The organism is Microcystis sp. M44BS1, assembly GCF_020244875.1.
GTDB classification, from domain to species: domain Bacteria; phylum Cyanobacteriota; class Cyanobacteriia; order Cyanobacteriales; family Microcystaceae; genus Microcystis; species Microcystis panniformis.
Map to the genome: position 1 here is coordinate 1 of NZ_JADBVM010000008.1, position 11904 is coordinate 11904.

An 11904-nucleotide genomic window follows, 5' to 3' on the forward strand; every position below is an offset into this window, starting at 1 on the left:
ACTTGGGCGGCGGCTTCGGTTATACTTTTCTTATAATGGGAATCCGTGCATTCTTGGATTAACGCCACCACTCCATTATATATAAAGTCTTATAAAAATATTATGGCAAAAAGCCCTGAAAAAAGCAAGCAAAATTTTGCCGACAATTGTTAAAAAAGTCGGGCTAGTTTTCCTTACAGGATGATATGACTTTAAACCGGTTATTTCTCGGTTATCCAAGCGGTAAACTTTGATTGATGATGAATTGGGGACGTAAGTGACGGAGTTTGCGTCTCTTTGTTATAATTCAAAGGCTAGGCTATAATAACTCTTCATAAACACCGATAATTTTAGTCAAAGATGTAAAAAAATGAATATTCAACTCGTGGAATCTCTAGTTAATGCAATTAAATCCTTGTCCCGAGAAGAACAGGAATTGTTAGGAAAAAAACTCAAGGATCAACCCTCTTGGGAAATTGCATTAGAACGAATTGACGCAACTCGAAAAGCCATTTATGAACGTCGTCAGGGAAAACCATTTGAAACCGATGTTACTGAAATTATTCATCAAATGAGAGAAGAAAGAGATCGGCAATTGATGGAAGAAATTGTGAATGAATAGAGAAAATAATGACTAATACATTTATCTGTGTTGATTCTAGTTGTATAGTTCGTTTAACAACGGTTGAACCTTCTGTAACAGTCTATAGTCAACTCTGGCAAAAATGGATAACCGAGAAAAATTTAGTGATTGCGCCAACTTTATTATGTTACGAAGTCACTAACGTATTTCATCGTCTGAAAAAAGCTGGTCAAATTTTGGAGAAAGAAGCACAAACCCTCCTTACAGAAGTCTTAGATTTACCTATTCAGTTTCATGAAGATCGTTACCTCCATTACCAAGCAATAGAAATTTCGCAAACCTTGAATCTTCCTGCTACTTATGATGCCCATTATCTAGTATTAGCTCAACGATTTCAAGCAAATTTATACACTAGCGATAAACGCTTATTTAACAGCGTTAAATCTTCTCTAAGTTGGGTTCATTTGGTTGAAGTGTAGATTTTAATTTTTTTCTGAATAGCCGATCTTGTAGGGTGCGTGTTTGTGGCGATAATCTCTCACAAAAAACCAAAATTAACAATCCGCGCCCCACGCACCAAGTTCATTATTAAATTGGTGCGTTACGCTATCGAATAGCGCACCCTACAGGATTACTGTTAACTTATTTTTCAGGGATAGCAGATAGGATAGCTCGAAGTGCTTTGTTTACATCTTCAGAATTTTTGAAAACTTTAGCGACATCCGATTCTAAGGTTACAGTTATTTTTGTCTCATTTACCTGAGAAGCAAAACGATTAGGATGAGCCTTAGTATAATTAAAATTATATTCAGGAAGTAGGTCATCCTGTAAATTTTGGTTAGTTTTAGAGTCCTGTGTATTTTTCATAGTCTTGGCGTTCCTTTTTGGTTGTTAAACGTGCGCTGATAATACGAATCATTTGATTTCTTTCAGTAAAACAAACTACTAAAAGGCGATTCTTGTCATCGTGTCCGATAATAATTTCTCGTTTTTCACCGACCGAATGCCACTCATCATCAAAAATGTAGGCTAGAGGATCTCGAAAAACAGCCTTGGCTTCTTCAAAATTGATGCCATGCTTTTTGAGATTAAGTTTTGCCTTGGGGTTATCCCACTCAAATTGTAAGTTCATCAACTTAATTATAGTTCAATCTCCTACTAAACGGTACACTTTTAAATTTTAAGTAATTTTTTTTTCATGAGAAACTTCTAACCAGCCTTCTATTGCCTCTTTAACCATGACCATCAAATCATCATAATTTTCTGCCCAAGTATGACAACCAGACAAAGCTGGTACATTTGCACACCAAACATCATCTTCTTGCCAGACAACCACTTTGATATTCATAATAAATATTTTTTATTGACTGAGATTTATTTTAATAATAACATAAATTTGTTTTTTTTGTGTAAGCCTGAGCTTGTAGGGTGCGTGTTTGTGGCGATAATCTCTGACAAAAAAACAAGTTAATAATCCGCGCCCCACGCACCAAGTTCATTATTAAATTGGTGCGTTACGCTTTGGCTAACGCACCCTACGATTTATGTTTCTGTTTGTGGCGATTATCTCTGAAAAAAAACTGGGCAAGGATTTTCTGGACTCTCTCCGCCATTTTTTTTAGTTTTTAACCCTTTCTATCTCCTATTATAGGCATCCTAAAAGTTTTTTTTCGCCCAAAAAGTGAAGAAAAAACGAATATCTCTGGCTGCCTCTTGGATTTTTTGGCGTTGCTGAATCAAGGTATGAATGACAACCTTGCACCTATCCAAAAGTTAGTTTGGGTCTAGGTTTTAAAAATCCCACAAAAGAAGATTCATATCTCAAATCAGCAACGCCCAAATTTATTGGCCAAATGAATCTGTTAAACTTCCTGTTTTTCCTGAACTGTCCCTCACGCTGTCTTCTATCCTATATAGCGTTTACATTTGAGTCGTGGAACGATATAAGGGCGCAAGCATTGCGCCCCTACAGGGGTCTTTCCACGGTTTATTTGTAAACGCTATAGCAGTTGGTAGTGTTCCGAAATATGTAAACTTTGGGTAAAATCTTTGCTATAATAAACCTATTAGGAAATCGCACTTTCAATAATTTAGGGAAGTGTTTTAGTCTCTGACATCCATTGTCAAAGCTTGTGGAACAAGCTGATAGCCCATAGCATATAGAATCGCATTTACATTCTCAAAAAGTAGGTTTCCCTGCTCTGATAACGCTTTTTGTAGTCCTTTCTGGCTCATCCCTGCTGCTTCTGCTGTTGCTGTAACTCCTTTGACACGGCTAATCATACACAATGCGGACAATAAAGCACCTGTATCTTTGTCCTTTGCATATTCCTCAAAGGTAACAGTTAAAAAACTGTCAATTTCTTCTGGATGTTCGCGGTAGTATTCTTCTTCAACTTGGTCAAATGTTCTGTATGTACCCATGACTTAGATGCTCTTTAGGACTATACCCACGCAACTCAGATAAATAAGCGATGTCATCACTGATAATTAAAAAAGGTGCGTTACACTTCGTTAACGCACCTTACAAGATTTGGCTACAAGATCAGGCGATCACACTAGAGAGTTTAGCATGACACTTCTAGTGGAATTAAGCAATTCCTTAGGGGGTTTCCCTGGTTTAACCGTCCACTCACCAGTGGAACTATAGACTACTGTGCATTGTTTAAGCACATCAAAGTCTTTACTGGTATTGCATTTTGCAGACTCATTCGCTACAGCAGTAATGTCTGCGAGTGAGTAACTGGAGTAATACCCAACACTAATATAGAAAACCAGCTTGGGAGTGATTGTATATGTCTTATTTGGCGCAGGGTTCCAGGTTATACCCATAAAGCCTTGCGATGTCTTCACTCCAAATGACATACTTTCATACCACTCGTTCGCCGCATTTTTTTGTTGGTCAAATGGGTTTGTCTTCATGGCTAACGTCCCAGATGGACTAGTCCCAGATGGAGCAGTAGGAACAGTAGGACCTTGGCGCGGTGGAACGTTGGCGTAGGTAACATCCCAGAGCTTGGTAAGATCGCTGTTCCTGGTAGAATTAGATTCAATTACAGTATTGAGTCCAACCGCGTTGTTTGAGGCACCAGCACCAATAACATATTGTACTGGGATTTTAAATGAATTCAAATCCTGAGAGCCTCCAGCAATATAAAGATTGGTGTCTGAGTTTGCAAATACCTTTGGTGAATCTGAGACCTCTGGCTGAGCAAGAAAAGCCCAGAAAAGTTGCCCATTAGGGTTCTGATTTACGATGTAAATCGTGTAAGTATCAGTCATTGATTGATTCCTCCAAGAAAATCAAGGTACTCATTACACTCTTAAGACGATCCCGCAACCTCATTTGTGAATTTTTTGAGTTAGCACCGATTTTTTTCTCTCTCGACTCACTCAACTGATCTGGCTGCAAAACCTCTAAACCTTTTCACAATAAAACTTATAGCTGTTTTAGTGCTTTGATTGCTCCGGCGATCGCCTTTTTGTTGTTTAAGTTGTTTAAACAGACGGTTAAAAAGGTGCGCTAACGAAGTTTAACGCACCCTACTGGATTGACTACTGGACTGACACTTAGAAAGTGTATTTAATTTCAATCACTACAATAATGTAACATTGACGAACATTTTACCCCATGATGTCGGGAGAGCCGTTCTTAACCAGTAAACTCGAAACGAATGCCTCCCATACCGCCACCACCAATTTGTAGAACTTCAACAGAGTTACTGTGTTGATCAGGGAATTTTAGTGTGTAGAACCCTCCTATCGATACACTTTCTCGTGTCTTATCGGACCAACCTGTAATCCAAAAAGACCCATCATCTTCATTTTGACGATTACCCGTAGATTTTCCTAAAACCGTATGAGAGCCATCAGAGCTATAAAGAATGTACATTTTTAATTCCTCAATTTCTATGCTGTATCATTCCTAAGACGATCCCGAAACCCCATTTGTGAATTTTTCTCTCTCAAGTCACCCGACTCATCTGGCTGCAAAACCTTTAAACTCTTTCACAATAAAACTTGTAGCCGTTTTGATAGTTTGATTGCTCTGGCGATCGCCTTTTTGTTGTTTAAGTTGTTTAAACAGACGGTTAAAAAGGTGCGCTATATTCCGTTAATGTAGCGTTTTATAAGCGTTGTCGAGAAGTATTCGATTTAAAGACATAAATTAGTAAACTTGGTCGTGTTTTCCAATATCAACTATAACAATTAAAGTTTCTCCTGAATCAGGATCTTTACCAAAAGTAAAAATAATACGGCAATCGTAACTAACAGAACATGACCAATAACCTTCTAATCTACCTGTCAATTTATGAGATTTTAAAGAAGGAGTGAACGGGTTATCCTCTAACAAATGTAGAACCTCTGATACCTTACTTTGTAGTTGAGGATTTTTGCTCATTAAGCGTTTAAAAGCTTTTTTAAAGCTCTTGTCAGCAACTAATTTCATTCTTCTTCATTCTCTAACAAATAAGCCATTATCTCTTCAGCGCTGCCTTTTTTTGCTGTTCTCATTGCTAACGCCTTTAAGGTTTCTTCCCCATTTTTAGCAATCTCCTGACGGCGTTTGTCAATACGTCTTTGATAAATTAGATCAAACAAATAATCTTGTTCTTCAATGGATAGACTCTCGACCGATTCGATAATATCTTGAAAAAATGCAATACTCATTAGAGTTTCCTTCTGTTAGTTAACTGTGTTTTCTTTATATGTTATCACAATATAGCGATGAGTTAGCTGCTTGCACTCCCTCCCGACAACAAGCTTGAGGATTGACGGTTGAAAAGGTGCGTTACACTTCGTTAACGCACCCTATTGGATTGTTTCAGCTAATTTAGTGTATTAGAAAAATGCTATAAATTCTATAATCTAAGACTTTAAGCCGAAATATATTGCCCTATTTTAGCTGAAACAGTCTACTATAAGTTCAGCCGATCGCACTACCCTTAGGCCCGACCAATAGCAACGAATTGAAAAGGACGATCTTCGTGGTTTCCACCGCTATCACCAGTTAAAGCAGTTGCAGTGAAACAGCGAAGTCATTAAAAAAGCGATCGCACTAGGAAAGCAGGCGATCATGATTGTCGAAGTCGCAAGGGTTTTAGCATAATAGTTTCAGAGAACCTACCCTACAGGCTTGAATCTTACCTTGAAGCTACAAGTGAAATGGCAATTATGGGGCAACCACAGGGGGATTGCCCCTATTCAATGTAGTCTAGAGATATTGTCCTAATTGTCGTTGCAATGCCTCTCGTGCTTGTTGGATACGCTTGCGAACATTACTATTAGAAATAGACAGCTTTTCGGCAATTTCTGAATAGGACATCTCTTGCTCAAACCGTAGCACAAATGTTTCTCGAAGCCTGGGGGGAAGCTGGTCGATAGCCTGGCGGATGTGTTCTTGTATTTCTGCTTGAAGCATCAAAGAATTGGGGTTTGATTGGCTTAACATTAAAGGAGAATTTTCAATTTCTAAGATAGTGTCAATATCTTCGATACCTCTGGCTTGGCGTTGGTGTTCTCGATGAATATCTACACAAACATTGTGAGTCATACGAGTCAGCCAAGCTTTAGGATTAGTAATTTTATCAGCATAAATTGGCAATTTTTCCCAAGCTTTAATAGTGGCTTGGCTCAGCGCTTCTTCAGCGTCTTTGCGGTTGCCTCCCATCCAATTTATACAGCGATAGTAAAGGTATTCTTGGTGTGACAACCACAAAGACCAAAAAGCCTTCTGTTCTCCCAGCGATAGTTGTTTTAACAGATTGGCTTCTGCTGTTATAGATTGGTGTTTTTGTCGAAAATTTTTTTGAGTTTTATTCAAAGACAATAGCATATTTCCTCCGAAAAAATGGAGAGGGTTCTTCGTTACTTGGTATGGTTCGATAGGGGGGCATAAATCGACTAAATCCTTATCTGGCAAGAGTTCTATTGATTAGTTTGTTCTAGCTCGAAAACAATTGACAAAAATCGCATCAATGTCCTTCTCTATAAGGGTTTCATCCCTTATAACTCCGTCCATTGCATAGCACAAACCGAAGAACCAGAGCTATTTTCAATAATTGATTTTTCTGAGAAAACAAATTACAAGTCTTCACCTTGATAAAAATCGATTATTGTAGCTATAATCCTTACTGGCAATTGGTTGTCAGCAATATATTAGTAAAAATTATCAATTGAATGTTAAAAAGTGCGGAAGGTGGGTTAATAGTAAGTTAAACCGCAATCAGCTAGAGAACTGGAATTTCACGGCCAAGCTACTAAACCTTAAAATTATTACTATGTAGGATTTGCTGAATAAATGTGAAATGTAGGCAAGGTAGGGGCTTTCTGGCTTTTCTCTGGAAACAGGTGCAAGATTTTGAGAGAATCGTGCTTCAAAACCTTGCGTCTTCATCGGCCCGCGTCCTGTAGGGGCGAAGCATTCGGGCAATAACCTATCGATGAAACCGTAGATTTTCTATCCGAATGCTTCGCCCGTACTTTTTGCCGCAAACCCTATATAAGGATCGTAGCTGAAAAAGCCAAACTACGGTTTTCCCTGTGGATGGGGTTTATCAGTTATCAGATTTGAGTTTTCAATTCACTGTTTACTGAACAATGAAAAAAACTCCCTGATTATCGCCGATGATACCAACGGGTAAATAATTTTTCTAACTCCACCCAAACGAATAACAAGGTGCTAAATCCCAAACAGATTAATAATTCTTCTTTAGTTAAAAATTGAGTGCCGAAAAAATCCCGCAGAGCAGGAACATAGATTAACATCAGTTGAAAAATTGTCGTCAGGGTTACTGCTACCCAGAGATAGGGATTAGTCAAAGGATTCATTTCTATGGTAAGATGATCGCTCGATCGCACAGAAATGGCATGACCCATTTGAGCTAAACAGAGAGTAGTAAAAACCATAGTTTTCCATGAACCAGTATTACCAAAAAGCGGATCCAAGCGCACAGCGATAACCATTTGAGTGATATTAATAATCGAAAAAATAATCCCAATTCTCACGATATAAGTTCCCAAACCGCGAGCGAAAATACTTTCTTGGGGACTAAAAGGAGGGCGACGCATAATATTAGAAGAAGGGGGTTCCACTGCCAAAGCTAAAGCGGGTAAACCATCAGTAACTAAATTCATCCAGAGAATTTGTAGGGGAGTGAGAGGAGTAACTAAACCCAAAAGAGGCGAAGCAGCGATAGTAATTACTTCCCCAATATTACTGCCGAGAATATATTTAATAAAACTGCGAATATTGTTATAAACCACTCGCCCTTCTTCCGTGGCAGCGACGATAGTGGCAAAATTATCATCAAGGAGAATCATATCACTAGCCTCTTTGGTGACATCGGTGCCGGCGATTCCCATGGCAATACCGATATCTGCTTGTTTCAGGGCCGGAGCATCATTCACCCCATCTCCGGTCATAGCAACAAATTTACCCTTTTTTTGCAAGGCGCGGACAATAGTTAATTTATGTTCGGGGGAAACACGGGCATAGATGTTAGTTTTGTCAATGAGGTTTTCTAGCTGAATTGGTGATAATTTATCTAATTCTTGCCCTGAGATGACTAAAGCTCCTGTTTGGGCAATACCAAGACTTTTAGCCACCGCTAGAGCAGTTAATTGATGATCGCCGGTGATCATAATCGGACGGATTCCCGCTTCTCGACACCTAGTCACGGCGATTTGTACCTCTGGTCGCGCTGCGTCGATCATACCGACCATTCCTAGCCAAATTAGCTCATCTTCGCTGATTTCAGTTAATTCTGGCGGATAAATCAGGTTTTTATATGCCAATCCTAAGACTCGCAAACCCCTGTTAGCCATAGCATTGTTAGCGACTAAGACTTTTTCTTTTTCCCCATCCCCAAAAGGAAGACTTTCTAATCCCGATTGATAGGAGAGACATTGTTCAAGGATTAATTCCGGGGAACCTTTGGTAAATAGTACGGGATTGACTCCTTGACAAATGACCGACATTCGCTTTCTTTGGGAAGAAAAGGGGATTTCAGCGATTCTAGGGAACTCTTGCTTGGTTAGGGATAAATTTAAGCCCGCTTTCGCCCCTAAAACTAATAAGGCTCCTTCTGTGGGGTCGCCTAAAATGCTATCCTGACCGTTATCGAGGTATAAACTGGCATCGTTGCAGAGGACACTGGCAATTAAGAGATGATGTAATTCTAGATCGGTTTTGGGATCGATCGCCCGTTGCTCGGAGTCTAAAAATTGTCCTTTTGGGCTATATCCTTCCCCGGTAACTAAAAAATTGCGATTAACTGTCTCTATCTCCCGTACAATCATTTTATTTTCCGTTAGCGTCCCAGTTTTATCGGAACAGATCACATTAACGGAACCGAGGGTTTCTACTGCCGGCAGTTTGCGAATCAAGGCCTGACGTTTGACCATGCGTTGAGTACCTAGGGCGAGCGTTAGGGTGATAACTGCGGGTAATCCTTCGGGAACGACGGCTACTGCCATACTAAGGGAAACTTCGACTAATTCCTGTAGGGCCGACCAACCGGCATTGATCAGGCCGATGGTAATAGTTAGGGCAACTAGAATGAGAGAACCAGCAACAAGGACATTACCCAAGTGAGTCATTCTTTTTTGGAGAGGAGTGGGTTCATTGCCGACTGTTGCTAACATTTGAGCGATTTTGCCTAATTCCGTGGTCATTCCCGTATTGGTAACGATGACCTTGGCCCGGCCTTGCAGTACCTCTGTTCCAGTAAAGACAAAATTTAAGCGATCGCCAAGGGGAGTATCTCTGTCTAAAGGTTCAATCGAGGCGGATTTATTAACACTATTTGCCTCTCCTGTCAAGGCCGATTCGCGAATTTGCAGGTTAAAAGCTTCGATAATTTGGCCGTCGGCGCTGATTTGGGTTCCCGCTTCAATCAGCATGATGTCCCCGGGGACGAGATTAACCGCGTCTATTTCTCTGCGTTGGCCCTCGCGGATAACATTAACCTGGGGAGAGGAAAGTTTTTTTAAAGCGGCCAGAGCTTTTTCGGCCCGACTTTCTTGCAGATATCCGAGGATACCATTGAGGATGACAATTGTTAAAATAGCGATCGTATCTTTGAAGGGAACACCAATTTTAGCCAGATGACCGCGCTGCAATTCCAGTAAATCTAGTCCCCCGGAAATTATGGCCACGGCAATTAAGAGGAGGAGCATAATATTGGTAAACTGATCCAGGAGAATTTGCCAATTACTGCGCCCTGGACGTTCTTTTAGTTCATTTTTGCCATAATATTTAATTCTTTCGGCGATTTGCTCCCTATTGAGGCCATTAACAGCGGAACTACCGAGGATAGATAGGGTGGTTTCCACCGGATAGGTATGCCAAGGTTGTTGCAAGTTAACGCTGGAATGGGCAGAATAGTCGGCATTAGCGGCCATGGCAAGTGAAGATAGTTGATCTAGATAGATCTTAGCCCTTTCTTTCCCCGGTCACAGGAAAAAACAAATGCTTAAACTGCCTCTCCCTGCTCATAGACAGTCTTAACGCGTAATGTAGATAAGTAGCTGGTTATAATTAAATTGAAGATAGATCCCCCCTTAGTCCCCTCTTGTCCCCCTTGATAAGGGGGGTGCCGATTCCCCCTTAGTTCCCCCTTAGTCCCCCTTAATAAGGGGGGTGTCTGAAAGTTTTTAACATCTACCTACTTAGTCAATAGCTTAGTAGGGCAAAGTAAACCAAAATTGTGAACCTTTTTCGTCATTATTCATAATGCCAATTTCACCTCCGTGAGCATGGATAATTTGACGACAGAGATATAAACCTAGTCCTAAACTAATCTGATTGTTATTATTGCCTCGTTGATAGCGATCAAATAATTGTTTTCTCTGGGTTTCGCTAATTCCCACCCCATTATCGCCAATGCTGCACCGGAGATAATTACCCTCTAGTCTAGCTGATAAAGTGATAATTATCCCTTGGGGATTGTGTTTAAGGGCATTGGCTAATAAATTCTCAAAAACTCGCCAGAGATGGTGAGCATCGGCATTAACTAAGGGTAAATCGGGAGAAAAGTTATTAATTAAAGTTGCTTGATTTTCCTTTAATCTTAACTCCCATTCCTGACCGATCTGTTGACCAATTTCGTAGAGAGATAAAGGCTTTAGTTCTAGGGAAACTCCCCAAAGATCATTTTTTCGGGTTTCGACGAGAGAATCAATTAAAGTTAATTGTCGATCGCAACTGTTGGCCATCTGTTGTAAAATCTTCAGGGACACTTCTTTAGTTTCTCCCTGATAATTTTTAATTAAATTATTTAAGATCATTGACATCCCGATCACGGGATTGCGGAGATCGTGAGAGACAGCATGAAGATAAATTTCTAAGGTTTCCTCAGCTTTTTGACGTTCTTTAATTTCGTTTTGGAGTTGTTTTTTTTGACGGCAAATAGTTAATTGATTTTCGATGCGGGCCATGACTTCTTCCCCTTGAAAAGGTTTAGAAATATAATCGACACCTCCCACTTGAAAAGCTTTGACTTTATCTAAGACATCATCAAGAGCGCTGATAAAAATCACGGGAATTTCTCGGGTTTTTTCATCAGCTTTTAACTGTTCACAAACTTGATAGCCATTGAGATCGGGCATATTAATATCGAGGAGGATCAGATCGGGAATTAGCGATCGCACTGTATTCAGGGCCATCTGTCCATTAATCGCTTTGCGTACCTGATATCCCTTCTCGGTGAGCATAATCGACAATAGCCGCACATTATTGGGCAAATCATCGACAATTAAGACACTAGAGCGCGGTGTGGGTTGAGTCATGCCGGTTATTTTATAACTCAAACTGTTTAAATAAAGTGTATAAAAAAACAGGAGCTTGCCGAAAAAGTTTTTCCCCGGGGCAGGGTATCGGGTGGTACAAGCGAGAAAGTCTCGTTACTCTACAGCGAGCGACTAGGGATTGTTGCCCATAAAAAAAGCACGGAACCCCACAGCAATCAAGGAACCACTCAGGAGAGTTATTAATGTCCAAATTTGGTTACTTTGGGTTCCTTCCACCTTGATCAGTCGATTATCCATACTATCGACTTTCTCTGTTAAAGTTGCTAGTCCTATCTTGACATCGGTGACATTTTTCTGTAGGGTTTCTAGCTTTTGCTCGACATTTTTCTGTAAAGTTTCTAGCTTTTGCTCAAACCTTTTTTCGAGATTGTCTAGCTTTTGCTCAAACCTTTTTGGTTCTTCCGAACTTACCATGTAAAATCAACTAGCAAAATGCCAATTTAATAAACATCTAATACTAAAGTTTTTAAAGTTTCTAAATCCATAGCCTCTCCTTTTAATCACCTTCAGTTTATTGTTAATTCCTTCCA

The 11904-nt window shown here is 39.9% G+C and carries 15 protein-coding genes; 2 read left to right on the top strand and 13 right to left on the bottom strand.

All coding sequences use genetic code 11. The features are described from left to right. Positions 1 to 349: 349 nt before the first annotated feature. Entirely contained in the window at positions 350 to 601 is a 252-nt protein-coding gene (locus IM515_RS00265; RefSeq protein WP_287629561.1) for a hypothetical protein, read from the top strand. An 8-nt stretch (positions 602 to 609) separates the two neighbouring features. Beyond that, positions 610 to 1041, top strand: a complete 432-nt coding sequence (locus tag IM515_RS00270) for a type II toxin-antitoxin system VapC family toxin (protein ID WP_287629563.1) — start codon at positions 610 to 612, stop codon at positions 1039 to 1041. Positions 1042 to 1204: 163 nt separating this feature from the next. On the opposite strand, the gene IM515_RS00275 is transcribed toward IM515_RS00270, so the two are convergent. The 13 genes from IM515_RS00275 to IM515_RS00335 form a co-directional block, all read right to left on the bottom strand. After that, entirely contained in the window at positions 1205 to 1429 is a 225-nt protein-coding gene (locus IM515_RS00275; RefSeq protein ID WP_002738113.1) for a hypothetical protein, read from the bottom strand. Further along, positions 1407 to 1694 (bottom strand): BrnT family toxin, encoded by a 288-nt coding sequence (locus IM515_RS00280; RefSeq protein WP_002769932.1) that lies wholly within the window; start codon positions 1692 to 1694, stop codon positions 1407 to 1409. Before IM515_RS00280 ends, IM515_RS00275 begins: the two co-directional genes overlap by 23 nt. Before the next feature lie 48 nt (positions 1695 to 1742). Then, a complete protein-coding gene (locus IM515_RS00285) occupies positions 1743 to 1910 on the bottom strand; it encodes a type II toxin-antitoxin system HicB family antitoxin (protein ID WP_287629565.1) in 168 nt (55 codons plus the stop codon). 755 nt (positions 1911 to 2665) lie between these two features. Beyond that, positions 2666 to 2986 carry a helix-turn-helix domain-containing transcriptional regulator gene (locus tag IM515_RS00290; protein WP_287629567.1) on the bottom strand — a complete coding sequence of 107 codons (321 nt, stop codon included), beginning with the start codon at positions 2984 to 2986 and terminating at the stop codon, positions 2666 to 2668. A gap of 129 nt (positions 2987 to 3115) precedes the next feature. Then, complete coding sequence (locus IM515_RS00295; protein WP_287629568.1) at positions 3116 to 3844, bottom strand: hypothetical protein; 729 nt, start codon at positions 3842 to 3844, stop codon at positions 3116 to 3118. 370 nt (positions 3845 to 4214) lie between these two features. Further along, entirely contained in the window at positions 4215 to 4454 is a 240-nt protein-coding gene (locus IM515_RS00300) for a hypothetical protein (RefSeq protein ID WP_287629570.1), read from the bottom strand. A 276-nt stretch (positions 4455 to 4730) separates the two neighbouring features. Next, positions 4731 to 5012: a type II toxin-antitoxin system RelE/ParE family toxin gene (locus IM515_RS00305; protein WP_287629571.1), complete on the bottom strand. Its 282-nt coding sequence runs from the start codon at positions 5010 to 5012 to the stop codon at positions 4731 to 4733. After that, positions 5009 to 5233 carry a hypothetical protein gene (locus IM515_RS00310; RefSeq protein ID WP_287629572.1) on the bottom strand — a complete coding sequence of 75 codons (225 nt, stop codon included), beginning with the start codon at positions 5231 to 5233 and terminating at the stop codon, positions 5009 to 5011. Before IM515_RS00310 ends, IM515_RS00305 begins: the two co-directional genes overlap by 4 nt. A 544-nt stretch (positions 5234 to 5777) precedes the next feature. Further along, a complete protein-coding gene (locus tag IM515_RS00315) occupies positions 5778 to 6398 on the bottom strand; it encodes an RNA polymerase sigma factor (RefSeq protein ID WP_287629573.1) in 621 nt (206 codons plus the stop codon). 782 nt (positions 6399 to 7180) lie between these two features. Beyond that, entirely contained in the window at positions 7181 to 9967 is a 2787-nt protein-coding gene (locus tag IM515_RS00320) for a cation-translocating P-type ATPase (protein ID WP_287629574.1), read from the bottom strand. A gap of 279 nt (positions 9968 to 10246) precedes the next feature. Next, complete coding sequence (locus IM515_RS00325; protein ID WP_287629576.1) at positions 10247 to 11353, bottom strand: hybrid sensor histidine kinase/response regulator; 1107 nt, start codon at positions 11351 to 11353, stop codon at positions 10247 to 10249. A 132-nt stretch (positions 11354 to 11485) separates the two neighbouring features. Continuing rightward, positions 11486 to 11788: a hypothetical protein gene (locus IM515_RS00330; RefSeq protein WP_287629578.1), complete on the bottom strand. Its 303-nt coding sequence runs from the start codon at positions 11786 to 11788 to the stop codon at positions 11486 to 11488. A 6-nt stretch (positions 11789 to 11794) separates the two neighbouring features. Then, on the bottom strand, positions 11795 to 11904 hold a 110-nt coding region (locus IM515_RS00335), incomplete at its 5' end, for a transposase (protein WP_287629580.1).